The following is a 19,051-nucleotide window of genomic DNA, read 5'->3' as shown; positions in this document are numbered from 1 at the left end:
CGGCCCGCCGCCTCCGGGGCCCGGACCGCCGCCCACGGAGTGCGGTCTCGAATCGATTGCCGTTCAGCCCAAAACCTTCGCTTCTGCAATGCGTTATGGGAGAGTCGGGGCGCGGCCACGGCCCGGGCCACCGCCCGGTACGGGGCCGCCGCACACGCACGAGCGTGACGGCGGACGCGCCCGGACCCGGGGGCGCGCCCATCCGGCGGCGGCACGGGAGGAGGTGAGACGGATGCACCGCGGCGCCACCCCGGCGCGCCCGGGGTTCGAACACCTCCGCCCGGGAAATCAATCGCCTCGGATGCCCTGTTCCGAGGCCGGTGTCTCGGCGTACTTTTCTTGTGTCGCAAGCGGCATCACGGGGGTTGGATCGCCGGACCAGCAGGGGACGGCAGCCCATGGAGGGGAACACGATGGGAAAGCGCGTTGTGCGGAACGACGTGGGGGGCGACCGGGGGCAGACGTCGATCGAGTACCTCGGCATCATCGCCGTGGTGGTCGCCATCGCCCTGGTGCTGATGACCACGGACTTCGGCAGCATGATCGCGGGGGCCATCTCCGACGAGATCGCCAAGATCACCGGCTGACCGGACGGCTGACCGGTCGGATGCCCGCACCGCTCGACGAACCGGGAACCGCGCGGCAGGCCCCGCGCAGGGCCGCGCCGAAGACCGCACCGAGCCGCGTGCCGCGGGCCGTTGCGCACTCCGCACGCCACCGGGGCGATGCCGGCCAGGCGTTCCCCGTCTACATCACCGCCGTGGCCGGGCTGCTCTTCCTCGCCCTCGCCTACTTCGCCGTCGGACAGGCCGGAGCCACTCGCAACGAGGGGCAGACCGCCGCCGACGCCGCGGCCCTCGCCGCCGCGCAGAGCCACCGGGACCAGCTGCGCACCGCCCTGCTGCGGACGGTCCAGCAGGGTGGCGGCTGGGAGGACCTGATCCTCGGACGCGGCGTGGAAGCCGGCTCCGCATGCCGGGACGCGGCGTCGTTCGCCGCGAGGAACGACGCCGACCTCACCGCCGCCGGCTGCCGCCCGGGCTATCTGCCCACCTCCTTCACGGTGACCGTCCGGACCCGGGACACGGTCGGCACCTCGGTCATCCCGGGCACCGAGGGCAAACACGCGGTGGCGACCGCGAAGGCGGTGGTCGAGCCCCGCTGCGAGGCCGATCCGGCGACCCCGCTCCCGCTCCCCGGCCCCACCCCCTCCCGGGCCGGCCGGCCCGGCGGTCCGGCGGACGCGGACCCGAAGGATCCCCAGGGCTCCGGGGACCCCAAGGACCCCAAGGACCCGAAGGATCCCCAGGACCCCAAGGACCCCAAGGACCCGAAGGACCCGAAGGATCCCAAGGACCCCGACGACAGGGACCCGGTGCCGTCACTCGGGCTGGACTGCGACGGGCGGTCGCTGACCATCGACCCGGCACACCCCGAACTCTTCCCCGAAGCGAAAGAACTGTTCTCCGTGCGCCTCGCCGAGTGACGCACGAGCGATGAGCAAAGGACTTGCCACAGATGAGGTTGCGGCGTACGACGAAGCGCCGGAGACGTGCGCTCGCTGCGGTGTTCGCGGCGGTCTGCGCACTCGCGTCGGCCGGGTGCGGCGGCGGGGACGGCGGTGGGGAGGAGAAGCCCGCCGGCCCCTCCCGGAGCGCCGGGCAAGCCACCGGGAAGGAGCCGGACGACAAGCCGGCCGCGCGGCCCACCGAGGTCATCGGAGAGGCGAAGGGCCCCGACGGTGTGGTGGTGACCCTCCACTCGGCGGTCCGGGACGACGGGGGATTCGTCACGGTCCAGGGCACCGTGACCAACAACGGCAGCAAGTCGTTCAACGCCTTCACCTGGCGCTCCAAGGAGACCGAACTGCACTCGCAGTCCTCCCTCTCCGGCGCCTCGCTCATCGACCAGGCCGGCCGCAAGCGCTACCTGATCCTCCGGGACACCGACGGGGAGTGCCTGTGCACCACCGGGCTGGTCGGCATCAAGGTGGGGGAGAGCCGGCCGGTCTTCGCCCAGTTCCCGGCGCCGCCGGACGACGTCACCAAGGTCGACTTCCAACTCCCCACCCTGCCGCCCATCGGCATCGAGATCTCCGGGTGAGCCCACCATGACGACGCCTCCCGTTCGCCCCGGCACCCGCCGGACGGTCCGCCGCGCGGTGCTGCCGGCGGCCGTGGCCGCCGCCGTGCTCCTGGTCTGCCCCGCCGGCCTCGCCCGCGCCGACAACGGCCCCGGCGCCCCGGCGGACACCACGCCCCCGGTGGAGATCGACCCCGACGACCCGGACCTCCGGCTCGCCGACGGTGCGCGGCTGGCCACCGGCCGGGTGCTGGACATCAAGTCCGTGGTGGAGACCGACGACGGGGAGGAGCGCCGGGAGGACACCAACGAGAAGGTGAAGTTCGCCCTCCAGGCCGAGGTGCTCTTCGGCAAGAACAGCGCGCGGCTGGGGCGGGAGGCCGGCGCCCGGATCCGGACCATCGCCGCCGAGATCGAGCGCCAGGGCGCCACCACCGTCCGGGTCTTCGGCTTCACCGACAGCCTGGGCTCCTCCGCCCACGGTGACAGGCTCTCCAAGCAGCGCGCCGACGCCGTGCAGCGGGCGCTCGCCGAACACCTCGGCGCCGGCGTCGAGTACGAGATCCGCGGCTACGGCGAGCAGTACCCGATCGCGGACAACTCCACCGAGGAGGGGCGGAAGAAGAACCGGCGGGTGGAGGTCGGTTTCGCGCGGGGCGGCTGAGCCGGCCCGCGGGGGACGCCTGCGCGCCGGGGCGCGCGCCTCACCCGGGCCGGTCGCGCGCCGGCCCGGTCAGCCGCCCGGGCCACCGGCCGTGATCCCGCCGGTACCCCGGCCGGTCCCCGGGGCTGCGCCGGCCCCGTCTCCGGCCCCGGGGGCGTACCGGATGAGCAGACGTACCCCCGGGCGCACCCCCCAGCGCTCCATCGCCCCCGCCTCCGCCTCCAGCACATGGCGGCAGCGGAGCCTCGGCAGCCCGAGCCGGCCGGGGCGCATGGTCCGCACCGCCAGCACGGCCAGGTCGCGGTCGAGGTAGGCGACGTCGATGGGGAAGCGCATCCGGAAGGTGTGGACGCCGCCGGCGGGGGTGAGCAGCAGCGCGCCGTCGAGCCGGTCCCGGCCCAGCAGCCCCCGGGTGCGGGCGCGGTAGGAAGCGGCGATCTCCAGCGGCACGAGTACACCCGCGCCGTCCCCGGCCGCCTCCGCCGCCCCCGGCGGAGCCGCCGCGCCGGACGGGCCCCCGGCCCCGGTGCCGGACGGGCCCCCGGCACCGGCCGCGTCCGCGGGCGCGGCCGTCGCGGCCGGCCCGGCCCCGGCGTCCGGCGCGATGCCGCCCCCGGACCGCGCCCCCGGCGCGATGCCGCCCCCGGGCCCCGCCCCCGGCACCCGGAGCAGTGCCCTGCCGTCCACCGGATGGTCAGCCATGCCGTCGACCCCCTGCTTGCTCGGTCACCCCCCGGGCGTGCGCCCGGCCGGCCGTTCCCCGGCACCGCCACCGTGCCGTCCCGGTCCACCGCGCCGTCGCGGGGACCACCGCGAGTGTTCCACCGCCCGGCGTTTCCGTAGGCTCGGCCCGTGCATCTCGTGCTGATCGTCGCCGCCGCCGTGTACGGAGCCGTCGCCGGCCTCCTGGTACCCCGCCCCCTGTACCGGCTGTCGGTCGCGCCGGACGAGCCGTGGCGGTCCGACTGCCCGCAGGGGCACCCGCTGACCGGTCCGGCGCACGGCTGGCTCGGCACGGCCCGCTGTCCCGCCTGCCCGGAGGGGCAGCGCCGTTTCACGGTGCGCCCGGCGCCGGTCGCGGCCGGGGTCGCCGTGGTGTGCGGCGGCCTGGCGGCGGCCGTCGGCTACCGGCCCGAGCTGGCGGTGTGGCTGCTGCTGGTGCCGCTGGGCCTGCTGCTGGCCGGGGTGGACCGGGCGGTGAACCGGCTGCCGGACGTGCTGACCCTGCCGATGGCCGGCGGGGCGGCGGGGCTACTGGGAGTAGCGGCCCTGCTGCCGCACAGCGCGGGCTCCTGGTCCCGGGCGCTGCTCGGCGGCGTGGTGCTCGGCGGGGCGTATCTGCTGCTCTTCGTGATCAGCCCCAACGGCATGGGCTTCGGCGACGTCAAGCTGGCGCCGACGCTCGGTATCGCCCTGGGGTGGTACGGCTGGGACGTGCTCTTCCTGGGCGCTTTCGCAGGTCTGCTGCTCGGCGCGGTCTACGGGGTATGCCTGCTGATCACCCGGCGGGCGGGGCGCAAGACCGGGCTGGCCTTCGGGCCCTTCATGATCCTCGGAGCGGGCGCCGGACTGGTGCTGGGCGCCCTGGGCGCCTCCTGACGAACCGGTCCGCGGCGCGCCCGGCACGTCGCTGCACCCATCACCCCTCACGAAGGGTTATGGTGGAAGCCCCCCCTCGGGCCGGTCCGTATCCCCCCCACGGACCGGCCCGCTTCCTTTCCCGCCCCGGCCCGGGCGGGCGCGCCCGCCCACCGGCCGGCGCCGGAAAGGGGCAGCGGCGGGCCGGTCAGCTGCGGGCCGCCCAGATGTTCACGCCCTCGGTGGTCCGGGCCAGTGTGTCGATCTCGGCCAGCTCCTCCTCGGTCAGCGGCGCGGCGCCGACCGCCGCCACGTTCGCCTCCAGCTGCGCCACGCTCGACGCGCCGATCAGCGCCGAGGTCATCCGCTCGTCCCGCAGCACCCAGGTGAGGGCCAGCTGGGCGAGCGACTGGCCGCGGCGCCGGGCGATCTCGTTCAGCCCGCGCAGCCGCCGCACCGTCTCCTCGGTCAGCAGCCCCGGGTCCAGCGACTTGCCCTGCGCGGCACGCGACCCGGCCGGGACGCCGTCCAGGTACTTGTCGGTGAGCAGCCCCTGGGCCAGCGGAGCGAAGGAGATGCACCCCATGCCCTGCGCCCCGAGGGTGTCCAGCAGCCCGTCCTCCTCGATCCAGCGGTTGATCATGGAGTAGGAGGGCTGGTGGATCAGCGCGGGCACACCCATCTCCCGCAGCAGCCGGGCCGCCTCCCGGGTCTGGCTCGCCTTGTAGGAGGAGACGCCCACGTACAGCGCCTTGCCCTGCTGGACCGCGGACGCCAGCGCGCCCATGGTCTCCTCCAGCGGGGTGGAGGCGTCGAACCGGTGGGAGTAGAAGATGTCCACGTAGTCGACGCCCATCCGCCGCAGCGAGGCGTCGAGGGAGGAGAGCAGGTACTTCCGCGAGCCCCACTCGCCGTACGGGCCGGGATGCATCAGGTAGCCGGCCTTGGTCGAGAGGATCAGTTCGTCCCGGTACGGACGGAAGTCCTGGGCGAAGATCGTGCCGAAGTTCCGTTCGGCGGAGCCGGGCGGCGGGCCGTAGTTGTTCGCCAGGTCGAAGTGCGTCACGCCCAGGTCGAAGGCGCGGCGCAGGATGGCGCGCTGCGAGCTCAGGGTCCGGTCGTCGCCGAAGTTGTGCCACAGGCCGAGCGAGACGGCGGGCAGCTTCAGGCCGCTGCGCCCGCTGCGGCGGTACTCCATGGAGTCGTAGCGGGTGGCGGCGGCCCGGTAGGGGGATGTGGTGTCGTTCACGGCGGAATCCTGTTCGAGTGGCTGTCCTCACTGGACGCTACAACGCCCTGGCATCGTGGGTTCGCCACTCCGCCCACCCCCGCAGTAGGGTGTCGCCCTTGAGGCGGACTGCCACAGCAAGGCATGGAGGGGCTGGAACGTGAAGTTGCGCGACCTGGTGTACGGGCTCTACGCACGCCGGGTGGAAGGCCGCCTCGACCACGCCCAGGTGCCCAAGCACATCGGCGTCATCCTGGACGGCAACCGGCGCTGGGCGCGTGCCTCCGGCGGCAGTCCCGAGCAGGGCCACAAGGCCGGTGCCAGCAAGATCCAGGAGCTGCTGGGCTGGTGCACCGAGACCGACGTCGAGGTGGTCACGCTGTGGCTGCTGTCCACCGACAACCTCGACCGGCCCGACGAGGAACTCGTCCCGCTGCTCGGCATCATCGAGGGCGCGGTCCGTGACCTGGCCGCCGACGGCCGCTGGCGGGTGCATCACGTGGGCACCATGGACCTGCTGCCCGCGCACACCCAGACTGTGCTCAAGGAGGCCGAGCAGGCCACCGACCACATCGACGGGATACTGGTCAACGTGGCGGTCGGCTACGGAGGCCGGCAGGAGATCGCGGACGCGGTCCGGTCGCTGATGCTGGACCACGCGGGCAAGGGCACCCCGCTGGAGGAGCTGGCGGAGACCGTCGACATCGACATGATCTCCGAGCACCTCTACACCCGCGGCCAGCCCGACCCCGACCTGGTCATCCGCACCAGCGGCGAGCAGCGCCTGTCCGGGTTCATGCTCTGGCAGAGCGCGCACTCCGAGTACTACTTCTGCGAGGTCTTCTGGCCCGCCTTCCGCAAGGTGGACTTCCTGCGGGCGCTGCGCGACTACGCGGCCCGGCACCGCCGGTACGGCAGCTGACCCCCAGCGGTACGGCGGCTGACCCGCCGGTACGGCAGCCGAACCGGCGCCCCGGCGGCTGAACCGCCGGGGCGCGCCCGGGACCGTCCGGCGCCGCGCCACCTCTCTTTCTCCTCCCTCCCTCCCTCCCTCCCGGGGTGTTCCGCGGCACCCGCCGGTGCCCACGCCGGCCGGCGCCCGCCGGCACCGCCCGGGCCCCGCGGTTGGCTCCCGGCACCCGCCGCTCCCGCCCGGGCCCGGGCCCGCTCCCGCACCGGACCCGGTGACTCCGGGATGAATCGAGCCTGAACGGAGCCGTGTTCGGCTGCCGGCGGGGCCGCTGCCGCGCGCCGCTGGAAACGTGAATGTTCACCCACGTGTTGCATATGCCAAGGCATGTGTATGCGGCTCCAGGGGAATATCCCTACAAGTCGACGCCCGCCCACGGGCGTCCGGCACCAGCGGGCGGCATGGGGCCGTCCGCCCGGGAGGCCCTTTGCTCACGGACGATGTGCGGATCGTGCGCAGGCGCGGAGGGCCGGTGCGCTCGGCCCTGCCAGGGGCCAGGCCCGGTCCGTCCCCCGCTTGCGGTGGGGACACCCCGCTCCCGCGACGCAGTCGCACCCGACCTCTCCCGAGGGGGTTCGTCCAACCGTGGTGACCAGCACAAAGCGCCGCCAGCACGACCGGCGCACCTATGTTCTCGACACCAGCGTCCTGCTGGCCGACCCGAACGCCATGGCCCGCTTCGACGAGCACGAAGTCGTGCTGCCGGTCGTGGTGGTCACGGAGTTGGAGGCCAAGAGGCACCACCCGGAGCTGGGCTACTTCGCCCGGCAGGCGCTGCGCCTGCTGGACGAGTACCGGATCCGCTACGGCCGTCTCGACGCACCCATCCCGATCGGCGACCTGGGCGGCACCCTGCGTGTCGAGCTCAACCACTCCGACCCGGGTGTGCTGCCCGCGGCCTTCCTCAACCACGGCGGCCGGCCGGGCGACAACGACTCGCGGATTCTGGCGGTGGCCAGGAACCTGCAGGCCGAGGGGTACGACGTCACGGTCGTCTCCAAGGACCTGCCGCTGCGGATCAAGGCGTCGTCGGTGGGGCTGCTCGCCGAGGAGTACCGCGCGGAGCTGGCCATCACCGACTCCGGCTGGACCGGGATGACCGAACTCTCCGTCGGCGCCGAGCAGGTCGACGACCTCTTCGCGACGGAGACCGCCTACATCGCGGAGGCGGCCGGCCTGCCGGTGCACACCGGGCTGGTGCTCCAGTCCGAGCGGGGCAAGGCCCTGGGCCGGGTCACGCCGGACGGCCAGGTCCGGCTGGTGCGCGGCGACCGGGAGGCGTTCGGCATCCACGGCCGCAGCGCCGAGCAGCGCATCGCGCTGGACCTGCTCCTCGACCCGGACGTGGGCATCGTCTCCATGGGCGGCCGGGCCGGTACGGGCAAGTCGGCGCTGGCGCTGTGCGCCGGGCTGGAGGCCGTGCTGGAGCGCCGGCAGCACCGGAAGGTGATGATCTTCCGGCCGCTGTACGCGGTGGGCGGGCAGGAACTGGGCTATCTGCCGGGCACCGAGGCCGAGAAGATGAGCCCCTGGGCGCAGGCCGTCTTCGACACCCTCTCCGCGGTGACCACCGCGGACGTGATCGAGGAGGTCGTGGGACGCGGCATGCTGGAGGTGCTGCCGCTGACCCACATCCGGGGCCGTTCGCTGCACGACGCGTTCGTCATCGTCGATGAGGCGCAGTCGCTGGAACGGAACGTGCTGCTGACCGTTCTGTCCCGGATCGGGGCCAATTCCCGGGTCGTACTCACCCATGACGTGGCGCAGCGCGACAACCTCCGGGTCGGCCGGTACGACGGCGTGGTGGCGGTGGTGGAGAAGCTGAAGGGTCATCCGCTGTTCGCGCACGTCACCCTCACCCGGTCCGAGCGCTCCCCGATCGCCGCACTGGTGACCGAAATGCTGGAGGAAGCACACATCTGACCGAATTGCAGGCGGTTCGAATGCTTGCGAGTGTTCGGACGATTTGACGCGACGCCGCGCGGAAGAGCCAAGGAGCTTATCCGCGCGGCGTCTTGGCGCGCTGACTTTTCCGAGAAACCGCTGGAGTAAACGAGGTGTGAGCTTTACCACGCAACGGAGAATTGCCTCGGGGCATCGAGATCCGGCAGTGTGTGGGTCCTGTCAGGCCCCGCATACGGCACTTCCGTATCCCCAGGGATGTGGAACCCCAGCAACACCAGAACTAAACAGAGTTCGCCGTATGCCGCCCGAGCACCATGCGGACCTCCTGCTCATGGAGGGCCCACCGGGTCCGTGCCTCCCGTGACCAGTCGGCCCCCGACGCACCATCAGGGGTCCGGACCATGGAGGCCAGCGCCAGGGGCACGATTGCGTCCGCGAGGTCACCGTTGCGGGCGACGCTGGAAGGAAACCGTGTGAGCCGGATTTCGGTCCGGGGATTCGCAGTGGCATCCGCCACCGCGGTCACCACAGTCGGCGCCGTCGTGGGTGTCGCCGCGGGCGATGACAAGAAGTCGCCCGAGCCCGTCGAGACCACGGCCGCTGCCGCTGACGCGACACTCCTCGCGGAGATCCCGGCTGGGCAGCAGGCCCAGGCGCAGACCGTTTCCCTGACGCAGCAGGCGGACATCCAGTCCACCGCCGCGGACGCGGAGGCGAAGAAGGCCGCGGAGGAGTCCGCCCGCAAGCAGGCCGCGAAGGATGCCAAGGCCAAGAAGGCCGCCGCCGACAAGGCGGAGGCCGAGCGCAAGGCCAAGGAGCGCGAGGCCAAGGAGCAGGAGCAGGCCGCCAGCCGCTCCGCCGCCCGTGACGCCGACAGCTTCGCGCCGCAGGCCTCCTACACCGTCGCCGAGGTCCAGGCCATGGCCCGGCAGATGGTCCCCGCCGACCAGTTCCAGTGCTTCAGCAACATCGTGAACCACGAGAGCACCTGGAACTACCGTGCCACCAACCCGTCCTCGGGGGCGTACGGTCTGGTGCAGGCACTGCCCGGTACCAAGATGTCGTCCGCCGGCGCCGACTGGCGGACCAACCCGGCCACCCAGATCAAGTGGGGCCTGAGCTACATGGACGGCCGGTACGGCAGCCCGTGCGGCGCCTGGTCGTTCTGGCAGCAGAACCACTGGTACTAGGCCGATCGGACGCCGGCCCGCGCCGGCGCCGGTGATCGAGTCTTCCGAAGCCCCCGACCGTATGGCCGGGGGCTTCGTGCGTCCTCCGGTAACGTCTTCCCGGGAACGACGGGGGAATGGGGGTACCGAGAGATGTCCAGACTGCCACGCCTGGTGGGCAGGTTGGGGGCGGGGCTGACGCGGTTGTCCGTGCGGCTCGACGCCAAACGGGACGCGTTCGACACCGGAGAGGGTGAGCCGGCCGCGTCCCGCAGGCCGGAGCGCGGCCGGACCCGCGCCGGGGGCACCGCGGAGACCGCGGCCGCCGCGCCCGCTGCCGGGGCGGCACCGGACCCGGCGGCCGAACCCGCGCGGGCTGCGGTCGCGGCGCCCCCGGCGGAGGCCCCGGCGGCCCGGTTGGAGACCGCCCCCGCCACCGCGGCCCCGGCCGACCCGGTCGCCGCCGTGCCGTACGGGGTGCGGGTCGCGGCGGAGGTCGGCTGGCGGCTGCTGGTGCTGGCCGGCACGGTCTGGGTGCTGATGCGGGTGATCAGCTCCGTGCAGCTGGTCGTGCTGTCCTTCACGGTGTCGCTGCTGATCACCGCCCTGCTGGAGCCCACCGTCGGCCGGCTCCGCCGCCGCGGCGTGCCGCGCGGCCTGGCGACCGCCATCGTCTTCATCTCCGGCTTCGTCGTGATGGGGCTGGTCTGCTGGTTCGTGGTCTGGCAGGTCATGGAGAACGTGGACGACGTCTCCGCGGAGGTCCAGCGCGCCATCGACGACTTCCGGGACTGGCTGACCAAGGGCCCCTTCCACGTCACCGAGGACCAGATCAACGACATCGCCAAGAACCTGCGCCAGGCGGTCGGGGACAACACCGAGGAGATCACCACCGCGGGCCTGGAGGGTGTCACCGTCATCGTCGAGGTGATGACCGGCATCCTGCTGGCGATGTTCAGCACGCTGTTCCTGCTCTACGACGGCCCGAAGATCTGGGCCTGGGCGCTGAAGCTGGTCCCGGCCCCCGCCCGGGAGGGCGTCGCGGGCGCCGGGCCGCGCGCCTGGCAGACGCTCACCGCCTATGTGCGGGGCACGGTGATAGTGGCGCTGATCGACGCGATCTTCATCGGGGTCGGCATCTACTTCCTCGACGTGCCGATGGCCGTGCCGCTCGCCGTGTTCATCTTCCTCTTCGCCTTCATCCCGCTGGTCGGCGCGGTGATCTCGGGGGCGCTGGCGGTCGTGGTGGCGCTGGTGACGGTGGACGCCTTCACCGCGGCCATGGTGCTCATCGTGGTGCTCGCCGTGCAGCAGATCGAGGGCCACATCCTGCAGCCCTTCATCCTGGGCCGCGCGGTCCGCGTCCACCCGCTCGCGGTGGTCCTGTCGGTCGCGGCCGGTTCGCTGATCGGCGGCATCGGCGGCGCGGTGGTCGCGGTGCCGCTGGTGGCCGTCACCAACACGGTCGTCGGCTACCTGCGGGCCTACACCAGCGAGGCCGCGATGCGCGCGGCGGCGGGACCGCACGGGGCGACCGCGATCGAGGTGGCGCCGGTCCCGGCGCCGGGGTCCGCGGCGGCCGGCGGCGAGCCGGAGTCCGGCGGCGAGGCGGACCCGGAGCAGCCGCGGAGCTGAGCCGGTCCGGAAACGCGTCAGGGGAGTCCCGCCGTCGGGCGGGACTCCCCTTCTCGTCGTGGGCCCGGGACGCGTTCCGCGTCCCGGCGGCCTACTCGGCCAGCACGGCCTCGGCGTCCAGCGTGGCGCCGACCGCCTGCAGCACCGAGGCGATCTTGAACGCCTCCTGGATCGTCTCGCGGTCCACACCGGCCTTGCGCAGCACCTGCTCGTGCGAGTCCAGGCACATGCCGCAGCCGTTGATCGCGGAGACCGCCAGCGACCAGAGCTCGAAGTCGACCTTCTCCACGCCCGGGTTGCCGATGACGTTCATCCGCAGGCCCGCGCGCAGGTTGTTGTACTCCGGGTCCGACAGCAGGTGCCGGGTCCGGTAGTAGACGTTGTTCATCGCCATGATGGCGGCGGCCGACTTGGCCGCGGTGTACGCCTCCGGCTTGAGGTTGGCCTTGGCCTCCGGCTCCAGCTCGCGCAGCACCCGCGCCGAGCGGGTGGCGATGGCGCAGGCCAGCACCGTGCCCCACAGCTGCTGCTGCGGAAGCCCGGAGTTGCCGATCACCGAACCGAGGTTCAGCTTCAGGTCCTTGGCGTAGTCCGGTATGGCGGACTTCAGCTCATCGAGTGCCATGGTCACTCACCGGCCAGGAGCGCGACCGGGTCGAGGGTGTCCTCGCCCTTGCTCCAGTTGCAGGGGCACAGCTCGTCGGTCTGCAGGGCGTCGAGGACCCGCAGGACCTCCTTGGGGTTACGGCCCACGGAACCGGCGGTCACCATGGTGAACTGGATCTCGTTGTTCGGGTCGACGACGAAGACCGCGCGCTGGGCGAAGCCGTCCTCGCCCTGGACGCCGCACGCCTGCATCAGCTCGTGCTTGGAGTCGGCCAGCATCGGGAAGGGCAGGTCACGCAGGTCCGCGTGGTCCTTGCGCCAGGCGTGGTGGACGAATTCGGAGTCGCCGGAGACACCGAGGATCTGGGCGTCGCGGTCGGCGAACTCGTCGTTCAGCTTGCCGAACGCGGCGATCTCGGTGGGGCAGACGAAGGTGAAGTCCTTCGGCCAGAAGAAGACCACACGCCACTTGCCCTCGTAGGACTTGTGGTTGATCTGCTCGAACGCCTTCTCCGCGTCCAGGTCGACACAGGCGGTCAGGTCGTACTCGGGGAAGTGGTCACCGACAGTGAGCACGCGCTCTCCTAGCAAATCGCAGGGTGGAATTGCCCCCTTGTGAGGGGCTTTCCTGTGGGTTGGACGTCGCCAACCCTGCCACAGAAGGCATTGATCAGTGAAATAGCTAGACTTGGGGATGTTGATCGGAGGTGGTTATCAGTGGCCGTACCGACCGGGTCAGGAGTGGCCGCGGGGAAGCCGCGGCAGCCCAGCCTGTCGCAATTGCGGGCCTTTGTGTCCGTTGCCGAGCATCTGCACTTCCGCGATGCCGCGGCCGCCATCGGGATGAGCCAGCCCGCGCTCTCCGGCGCCGTCTCCGCCCTGGAGGAGGCGCTCGGGGTCCAGCTGCTGGAGCGTACGACCCGCAAGGTGCTGCTCAGCGCGGCGGGGGAGCGGCTGGCCGAGCGTGCCCGGAGCGTACTCGACGCCGTCGGGGACCTGCTGGAGGAGGCCGAGGCGGCCCGGGCCCCGTTCACCGGGGTGCTGCGGCTGGGCGTCATCCCGACCGTGGCCCCCTACCTGCTGCCCACCGTGCTGCGCCTGGTGCACGACCGGTACCCCGACCTCGACCTGCAGGTCCACGAGGAGCAGACCGCCTCGCTGCTGGACGGGCTCACCCAGGGCAGGCTCGACCTGCTGCTCCTCGCCGTACCGCTCGACACCCCCGGCGTCGCCGAGCTCCCCCTGTTCGACGAGGACTTCGTCCTGGTGATGCCCAAGGACCACTGGCTCGGCGGCCGGGGCGACATACCCCGCGAGGCCCTCAAGAGCCTGGACCTGCTGCTCCTCGACGAGGGGCACTGCCTGCGCGACCAGGCGCTGGACATCTGCCGCGAGGTGGGCCGCACCGAAGGGACCCGCGGCACCACCAGCGCGGCCGGACTCTCCACCCTCGTCCAGCTGGTCGCGGGCGGGCTCGGTGTGACGCTGCTGCCGCGCACCGCGGTGCCGGTGGAGACCGGCCGCAGCGCCGACCTGATCACCGGGTACTTCAGCCACCCCGCGCCGTCCCGCCGGATCGGGCTGGCGATGCGGGCCGGCGCCGCGCGAGCCGACGAGTTCGAGGTGTTCGCGAACGCCCTGCGGGGTGCGCTCAAGCCGCTGCCGGTGCGGTTCGCCCGCTGAACCGCCCCGTCGCCGGGTGCCGACGCCCCGCGTGCCGACGCTGCCCCGGGTGCCGCCGTCCCCGGGTGCCACCGTCGCCACCGCCCCGGGTGCCGCCGTCCCCGGGTGCCATCGTCGCCACCGCCCCGGGGCTGCCGGCTCCGGGTGCCACCCCGGCCACCGCACCGGGGCTGGCGGCTCCGGGGGCGCCGCCCCGGGGCTGCGGGTTCCTGCGGCTGCCGTCACCGGACGCCGACCGGGTGCGGACTCCGGGTGACCGGGAGCGCGGTCCCGCCAGTACGCTGACGGGGCCATGCCTCCTCAACGCTCCGTCCCCCACCGGCCCGCCGCCGCCCGCGTCACCGGCGCCCGCAGGGCCGTCGCCGTGGCCACGGCCCTGGTGTCCACGGCCGTGCTGGCCGGGTGCGCCGGGCAGGGCGGGGTGCGGGACGACGGGGTCGCGCCGCGGCTGACCCCGCCGGCCAGCGCCCTGCCGCTGTGGCCCGGCTACACCCCGGCCGGCGAGCGGCCCACGGCCGTCCCGAGCGCGCTGCCGTTCCTGCCGGTCAAGGAGGTCTCGGTACCCGCGGGCGGGCTGCGGGACGTAAGCCCGCTGACGCTGCTGGAGCGGGACCCCAACATGCCCGAGGTGCTGCGCCTGCTGGTCGCCGAGGACTGCCCCGGCGCCCGCTGCGCGGTACGGAAGCCGGTCTACCGCGATCTGACCGGCGACGGCCGGGAGGAACTGATCGCGGCGGTCGACGAGCGCGCCGTCCAGATGACGATGGTGCACGTCTACCGCGCCGTCGGGAAGACGATCCAGCCGGTGCTGGTCCACCGGGGGCAACTCGGCCTCACCGGCGAGACCCTGGGCCGCGACCTGGTGCTCTCCGCCACCGGCCAGGACGGTCAGGTCACCAGCCGCTACCGGTGGAACGGCGAGCGGATGGCGCTCGTCCTCCCCGGTACCGGAACCGGAACCGGAACCAGTGCCGGCACCGACGCGGGGCCGGGCACCTCCGCCCACGGCACCCCCGGTGCCACCCCCGACGGCGCCGGCGCGGAACCAGGCGCCGGTGACGGAACCGGCCCCTGGCCCACCCCCGCCGCCCCGGCCCCGAGGACGACCACACCACCATGACCCCCGCCTTCCCGCCGACCGCTCCCGTCTCGCCCAGCGAGGCCCATCTGCTCCTCGTCGAGGACGACGAAGTCATCCGGAACACGGTGCGGATGGCCCTGGAGCGGTACGGCTTCACCGTGTCCACCGCCGCGGACGGGCTCACCGGCCTGGAGGTGTTCCGCGAGCGGCGCCCCGACCTGCTGCTGCTCGACGTCATGCTGCCCGAGCTGGACGGCATCGGCCTGTGCCGCCGGATACGCGAACTCAGCCTGGCGCCCATCCTGATGATGTCCGCGCGCGGCGACGCGCTGGACGTGGTCTCCGGGCTCGAAGCGGGCGCCGACGACTACGTGGTCAAGCCCGTGGAGAGCGCGGTCCTCGTCGCCCGGATCCGCTCGCTGCTGCGCCGGGCCTCCTTCCCCTCGCTGGAGTTCCGCGCCGCCGGGCGGGGCGGCGCCGGCCCGGCGGACGGCCCGGCGGGCACCGACGGCGGCTTCGGCGACGGCCCGCCGGAGCACCCCCCGGTGCTGACCTTCGGCGACCTCACCATCGATCCACGCGGCATGGAGGTGTGCCGGGACGGCCGGCCGCTGGCCCTCACCCCCACCGAACTGCGCATGCTGCTGGAGTTCGCCGCCGCGCCCGGCGTCGTCCTGGAACGCCGGACCCTGCTCAGCCGGGTCTGGGACCACGCCTGGCAGGGCGACACCCGCGTGGTCGACCTGCACGTCCAGCGACTGCGCGCCAAGATCGGCGCCGAGCGGATCGAAACGGTCCGCGGCTTCGGCTACAAGCTGCGGCGCTGACCGATGACCCTACGCTGGCGCATCGCCGCACTGGTCGCCGCGGCGACCTGCGCCGCCGCCTCGGCGGTCGGCGTCCTGGTCCACCACGCCTCCCGGGACCGGGAGCTCTCCCAGGCCCGGGACGCCGCGCGCACCACCCTCGACCGGGCCGCCGTCACCTACTCCCGGATGGGCACCGTCCACGGCTCCGGCGCCCTCCTGGACGCCGACGGCCTGCCCGCCGGGCTGCGCCGGCTGGTCCGGGACGGGCATCAGGGCACCGAGTTCACCACCGGGTCGGGCGGCCCCGCGATGTGGGCCGCCCGGCCCGCCGGCGACCGGGTGCTCTCGGTCCGGGTGGACATGACGGCGACCATGCGGGACATCGGGGCCCTGGACACCAGCATCGTCATCGCCGGGCTGTCCACCACCGCCGTGGTGCTGCCGCTGGGCATGCTGACCGCCGCCCGGATGAGCCGGCGGCTGCGCACCGCCGCCGGGACCGCCCGCCGGATCGCGGCCGGCGACCTGGACGCCCGGATCTCCGCCGCCGCCCGGCCGCACGACGAGATCGCCGAGATCGCCGGCGCGGTGGACTCGATGGCCGCCGCCCTCCAGGAGCGGCTCCGCGCCGAGCAGCGGTTCACCGCCGACGTCGCCCATGAGCTGCGCACCCCCCTGATGGGCCTGGTCACCGCCGCCGAGCTGCTGCCGGAGGACGACGAGGCGGCCGGCTATGTGCGCGACCGGGTACGGGTGCTGCGCAGCCTGGTGGAGGTCCTGCTGGAGATCTCCCGACTGGACGCCGGGGCCGAGCAGGCCGATCCGTCGCCGTGTGCGCTGGCCCCGCTGATCGAGGAGATCGTGGACCGCACCGCGCCGCCGGTGCGGCCGGCCGTCGAAGTGGCGGGGAAGGAGCACGGCCGGGCGGGCGCCGTGGTGTGGACCGACCCCCGGCGGCTGGAGCGCATCGTCACCAACCTCCTGATCAACGCCGACCGCCACGGCGGCCCGCCGGTGCTGGTCACCGTGGACCCGGCCGCGCGCACCGTGACCGTGCGCGACCACGGGCCGGGCTATCCCGAGGAGTTGCTGGCGGACGGCCCGCAGCGCTTCCGCACCGGCGCCCGGGAGCGTGGCCGGGGACACGGGCTCGGCCTGACGATCGCGCGGGGCCAGGCCGGGGTACTGGGTGCCGTGCTGGAGTTCGCCAACGCCCCGGACGGGGGCGCGGTCGCCACCCTCCGGCTCCCCGACGGCCCGGCCGCCGGTACGTGTGACCTGCCGGGCCCGATACACGACTGATACACGGCGGCGGGGACCGATACACCGTCGAGTCGGGGCCGATGCACGTCCTTGGGCGGCTCAAGATCTTCGCCGCCCAGGATGGCGCCATGCGCACCTCGTGGACGCGGACCCGGACACAGCGGCAGGGGCGGACGCCCGCCGAGGACCGGAAGGATCCCGCGGACCGGAGAACCCGGGAGCAACGGCCGACCGCCGGGGGGCGGCACGGCCGTGGTCCGGAGGACGACCGGACGGACGCCGCGGCCCGGGACGGTGCGGAGGACCGGGGAGACCGCGGGGAGGGGGAGCCCCCGCGGGCCCGGTCGGAACACGACCAAGGCCGCGACCAGGACCGCGACCGCGACCAGGACCGCGATCGCGAGCAGGACCGCGACCAGGGCCGGGTTCAGGACCGCGACCGCGACCAGGTTCAGGACCGGGTTCAGGACCGGGTTCAGGGCCGGGAGCGGGTTCACGGCCGGGAGCCGGACCGGGGGCGGAGGCGGAAGCGGAAGCAGCAGCGGAGGAAGAAGCGGACCGGCCTCCGGCGCTTCCTCACCTGGCGGAAGCTGCTGGCCTACCTGCTGGCCATGGTCACCCTGCTGACCGGGACCTTCCTGGTCCTCTACTACTCCATCGACATTCCCGAGGCCAACGCGCAGGCGAAGGCGGAGAGCAATGTCTACCTCTACGCCGACGGCACCCTCGCGGCCCGCACCGGGGAGGTCAACCGGGAGTCGGTACCGATCGACCGGGTGCCCGAGGCCGTCCGGCGCGCGTTCGTCGCCGCCGAGAACAAGTCCTTCTACCAGGACGCGGGGGTCGACCCGGTGGGCATCGTCCGCGGTCTGGTCAACACCGTGACCGGCAAGGGCACCCAGGGCGGCTCGACCATCACCCAGCAGTACGTGAAGAACTACTACCTCAGCCAGGAGCAGACCGTCACCCGCAAGGTGAAGGAGCTGATCATCTCCCTCAAGGTCGACCAGCGCAGCTCCAAGGACGAGATCCTCGCCGGCTACCTCAACACCAGCTACTTCGGCCGCGTCGCCTACGGCATCCAGGCCGCCGCCCGCGCGTACTACGACAAGAACGTCGAGCAGCTGACGGTGGAGGAGGGCGCCTACCTCGCGGCGGTGCTCCAGGCGCCGAGCCTGTACGACTGGTCCGTCGCGAGCCCGGCCGGCAAGCGCCTGGTGGAACAGCGCTGGAAGTACGTGCTGGACAACATGGTCGAACTGGACTGGCTGGACGGCGACGAGCGGCGGGCCATGCGGTTCCCCGAGCCGGTGCCGCCCCGGCCCGCCCCCGGGCTCGACGGCCAGGCCGGCTATCTGGTCGACGCCGCCCGCCGGGAACTGCTCGCCGCGGGCGTCAGCGAACAGGAGCTGGCCGCGGGCGGCTGGACCATCACGCTCACCGTCGACCCGGCGAAGCAGCGGGCCCTGGAGCAGGCGGTCGCCCGGCAACTGCGCGGCGGTCGCGACGCCGCGTCCCGCCGGGCGGCGGCGGCCACCCAGGCCGGAGCGGTGTCGGTGGACCCGCGCACCGGCCGGGTGCTGGCCCTCTACGGCGGCCGCGACTACACCCGCCACTACCTCAGCAACGCCACCCGCGGCGACTACCAGGCCGGGCCGGCCTTCCGGCCGCTGGTGTTCACCGCCGGCCTGGAACACGGCGCGGACGTCAAGCGCGCCGCGGCGAAGAAGGGCGCGGTGCCGGCCGCGGTGGGCCCGGAGAAGATCAAGGAGACCGCCGTGGCACTGGGCATGGACCCGGACGCCAGCGGCTTCCAGGCCCGCGGCCCGGTCATGGAGCTGGGTCTGATGGGCGCCGGGCCGATGGAACTCGCCGGGGTCTACGCCACCCTCGCCCAGCACGGCCGGACGGTCACGCCGACGATCGTGGCCTCCGCGCGGCGCGGTGACCGGCAGGTGGACCTGCCGTCGGCGACCGGCGACCAGGCGGTGAGCCGGCAGGCGGCGGACGGGACCACCGCCATGCTCCTCGCCTTCGACGACACCGAGAAGTGGGACGCCGCGGTCCGGGCCGTCGGCCGGCCCGTCGCGGTGACGTCCGGCCGCTCGGACGACCGGAAGGCCGCCTGGTTCGTCGGCTACACGCCGCAACTGGTCACCGCCGTGGGGATGTTCGGCGAGGACCCGGAGAAGCGCACGCAGCTGGCCCTGCCGCGGAGCGCCGTCGACCGCCCGGGCCGCGTCTGGGCCGCCTACACCGAACAGGCGCTGCGCGGCACACCCCCGGCCCGCTTCGAGCTGGGGGTGCCGGCCGAGGCGGATACCCCGGACTCTCCCGTGGGTCCGGGGTACGCCTCGCCGACCACCGCCGAATGAGCG

General features: G+C 73.4%; 18 protein-coding genes. 14 read left to right on the top strand and 4 right to left on the bottom strand.

The window, feature by feature from the left end; genetic code table 11:
- Nucleotides 1-413: 413 nt before the first annotated feature.
- The 4 genes from ACH4B3_RS03320 to ACH4B3_RS03305 all read left to right on the top strand — a co-directional run bounded on the left by ACH4B3_RS03320 (nt 414) and on the right by ACH4B3_RS03305 (nt 2,746).
- Entirely contained in the window at nt 414-587 is a 174-nt protein-coding gene (locus tag ACH4B3_RS03320) for a hypothetical protein (protein ID WP_398461006.1), read from the top strand.
- A 98-nt stretch (nt 588-685) separates the two neighbouring features.
- Nucleotides 686-1,486 carry a pilus assembly protein TadG-related protein gene (locus tag ACH4B3_RS03315; protein WP_398461005.1) on the top strand — a complete coding sequence of 267 codons (801 nt, stop codon included), beginning with the start codon at nt 686-688 and terminating at the stop codon, nt 1,484-1,486.
- Between the two features lie 32 nt (nt 1,487-1,518).
- A complete protein-coding gene (locus ACH4B3_RS03310) occupies nt 1,519-2,103 on the top strand; it encodes a hypothetical protein (RefSeq protein WP_398461004.1) in 585 nt (194 codons plus the stop codon).
- 7 nt (nt 2,104-2,110) lie between these two features.
- Nucleotides 2,111-2,746 carry an OmpA family protein gene (locus ACH4B3_RS03305; protein WP_398461003.1) on the top strand — a complete coding sequence of 212 codons (636 nt, stop codon included), beginning with the start codon at nt 2,111-2,113 and terminating at the stop codon, nt 2,744-2,746.
- Nucleotides 2,747-2,815: 69 nt separating this feature from the next.
- On the opposite strand, the gene ACH4B3_RS03300 is transcribed toward ACH4B3_RS03305, so the two are convergent.
- A complete protein-coding gene (locus ACH4B3_RS03300) occupies nt 2,816-3,352 on the bottom strand; it encodes a DUF192 domain-containing protein (RefSeq protein ID WP_398461565.1) in 537 nt (178 codons plus the stop codon).
- A 246-nt stretch (nt 3,353-3,598) separates the two neighbouring features.
- Here ACH4B3_RS03300 and ACH4B3_RS03295 point away from each other — a divergent pair, with 246 nt between their 5' ends.
- A complete protein-coding gene (locus tag ACH4B3_RS03295; protein ID WP_398461002.1) occupies nt 3,599-4,345 on the top strand; it encodes a prepilin peptidase in 747 nt (248 codons plus the stop codon).
- A 187-nt stretch (nt 4,346-4,532) separates the two neighbouring features.
- Here the strand turns inward: ACH4B3_RS03295 and mgrA are convergent, their stop codons facing one another.
- Nucleotides 4,533-5,573: an L-glyceraldehyde 3-phosphate reductase gene (gene mgrA, locus ACH4B3_RS03290; RefSeq protein WP_398461001.1), complete on the bottom strand. Its 1,041-nt coding sequence runs from the start codon at nt 5,571-5,573 to the stop codon at nt 4,533-4,535.
- A gap of 139 nt (nt 5,574-5,712) precedes the next feature.
- On the opposite strand from mgrA, the gene ACH4B3_RS03285 reads away from it, so the two are divergent.
- The 4 genes from ACH4B3_RS03285 (at nt 5,713) to ACH4B3_RS03270 (ending at nt 11,231) form a co-directional block, all read left to right on the top strand.
- Nucleotides 5,713-6,474, top strand: coding sequence for an isoprenyl transferase (locus ACH4B3_RS03285; RefSeq protein WP_398461000.1), 762 nt, complete (start codon nt 5,713-5,715; stop codon nt 6,472-6,474).
- Between the two features lie 633 nt (nt 6,475-7,107).
- On the top strand, nt 7,108-8,445 hold the full coding sequence (locus tag ACH4B3_RS03280; RefSeq protein ID WP_398460999.1) for a PhoH family protein: 1,338 nt from the start codon (nt 7,108-7,110) through the stop codon (nt 8,443-8,445).
- Nucleotides 8,446-8,900: 455 nt separating this feature from the next.
- On the top strand, nt 8,901-9,617 hold the full coding sequence (locus tag ACH4B3_RS03275) for a transglycosylase SLT domain-containing protein (protein WP_398460998.1): 717 nt from the start codon (nt 8,901-8,903) through the stop codon (nt 9,615-9,617).
- A 132-nt stretch (nt 9,618-9,749) separates the two neighbouring features.
- On the top strand, nt 9,750-11,231 hold the full coding sequence (locus ACH4B3_RS03270; protein WP_398460997.1) for an AI-2E family transporter: 1,482 nt from the start codon (nt 9,750-9,752) through the stop codon (nt 11,229-11,231).
- Between the two features lie 91 nt (nt 11,232-11,322).
- Here the strand turns inward: ACH4B3_RS03270 and ACH4B3_RS03265 are convergent, their stop codons facing one another.
- Both ACH4B3_RS03265 and ACH4B3_RS03260 read right to left on the bottom strand, forming a co-directional pair.
- The gene (locus ACH4B3_RS03265; RefSeq protein ID WP_398460996.1) at nt 11,323-11,856 is read right to left on the bottom strand and encodes an alkyl hydroperoxide reductase; all 534 of its coding nucleotides are present in this window, start codon (nt 11,854-11,856) and stop codon (nt 11,323-11,325) included.
- Between the two features lie 2 nt (nt 11,857-11,858).
- Nucleotides 11,859-12,413 (bottom strand): peroxiredoxin, encoded by a 555-nt coding sequence (locus ACH4B3_RS03260; protein ID WP_398460995.1) that lies wholly within the window; start codon nt 12,411-12,413, stop codon nt 11,859-11,861.
- A 141-nt stretch (nt 12,414-12,554) separates the two neighbouring features.
- Between ACH4B3_RS03260 and ACH4B3_RS03255 the strand changes: the two genes are divergently transcribed.
- The 5 genes from ACH4B3_RS03255 to ACH4B3_RS03235 all read left to right on the top strand — a co-directional run bounded on the left by ACH4B3_RS03255 (nt 12,555) and on the right by ACH4B3_RS03235 (nt 19,048).
- Nucleotides 12,555-13,520 (top strand): LysR substrate-binding domain-containing protein, encoded by a 966-nt coding sequence (locus ACH4B3_RS03255; protein ID WP_398460994.1) that lies wholly within the window; start codon nt 12,555-12,557, stop codon nt 13,518-13,520.
- A 292-nt stretch (nt 13,521-13,812) separates the two neighbouring features.
- On the top strand, nt 13,813-14,640 hold the full coding sequence (locus ACH4B3_RS03250; protein ID WP_398460993.1) for a hypothetical protein: 828 nt from the start codon (nt 13,813-13,815) through the stop codon (nt 14,638-14,640).
- Nucleotides 14,637-15,428, top strand: coding sequence for a response regulator transcription factor (locus ACH4B3_RS03245; protein WP_398460992.1), 792 nt, complete (start codon nt 14,637-14,639; stop codon nt 15,426-15,428). The genes ACH4B3_RS03250 and ACH4B3_RS03245 overlap by 4 nt, the downstream gene beginning before the upstream one ends.
- Nucleotides 15,429-15,431: 3 nt before the next feature.
- The gene (locus ACH4B3_RS03240) at nt 15,432-16,712 is read left to right on the top strand and encodes a sensor histidine kinase (protein ID WP_398460991.1); all 1,281 of its coding nucleotides are present in this window, start codon (nt 15,432-15,434) and stop codon (nt 16,710-16,712) included.
- Nucleotides 16,713-16,753: 41 nt separating this feature from the next.
- Nucleotides 16,754-19,048: a transglycosylase domain-containing protein gene (locus tag ACH4B3_RS03235; protein ID WP_398460990.1), complete on the top strand. Its 2,295-nt coding sequence runs from the start codon at nt 16,754-16,756 to the stop codon at nt 19,046-19,048.
- The last annotated feature ends 3 nt before the right edge of the window (nt 19,049-19,051 follow it).

Origin of the sequence: Streptomyces sp. NPDC018031 (assembly GCF_044327625.1) — a bacterium.
Taxonomy (GTDB): domain Bacteria; phylum Actinomycetota; class Actinomycetes; order Streptomycetales; family Streptomycetaceae; genus Streptomyces.
Note: the sequence above shows the minus strand (reverse complement) of the source record. Positions and strands in the feature narration are given on the sequence as shown.

Bases quoted from the DNA above. Each gene is read 5' to 3' on its own strand.
- ACH4B3_RS03320 (WP_398461006.1), top strand. From the start codon at position 414: ATGGGAAAGCGCGTTGTGCGGAACGACGTGGGGGGCGACCGGGGGCAG.
- ACH4B3_RS03310 (WP_398461004.1), top strand. From the start codon at position 1,519: ATGAGGTTGCGGCGTACGACGAAGCGCCGGAGACGTGCGCTCGCTGCG.
- ACH4B3_RS03305 (WP_398461003.1), top strand. From the start codon at position 2,111: ATGACGACGCCTCCCGTTCGCCCCGGCACCCGCCGGACGGTCCGCCGC.
- ACH4B3_RS03270 (WP_398460997.1), top strand. From the start codon at position 9,750: ATGTCCAGACTGCCACGCCTGGTGGGCAGGTTGGGGGCGGGGCTGACG.
- ACH4B3_RS03265 (WP_398460996.1), bottom strand. From the start codon at position 11,856: ATGGCACTCGATGAGCTGAAGTCCGCCATACCGGACTACGCCAAGGAC.
- ACH4B3_RS03250 (WP_398460993.1), top strand. From the start codon at position 13,813: ATGCCTCCTCAACGCTCCGTCCCCCACCGGCCCGCCGCCGCCCGCGTC.
- ACH4B3_RS03245 (WP_398460992.1), top strand. From the start codon at position 14,637: ATGACCCCCGCCTTCCCGCCGACCGCTCCCGTCTCGCCCAGCGAGGCC.
- ACH4B3_RS03240 (WP_398460991.1), top strand. From the start codon at position 15,432: ATGACCCTACGCTGGCGCATCGCCGCACTGGTCGCCGCGGCGACCTGC.
- ACH4B3_RS03235 (WP_398460990.1), top strand. From the start codon at position 16,754: ATGCACGTCCTTGGGCGGCTCAAGATCTTCGCCGCCCAGGATGGCGCC.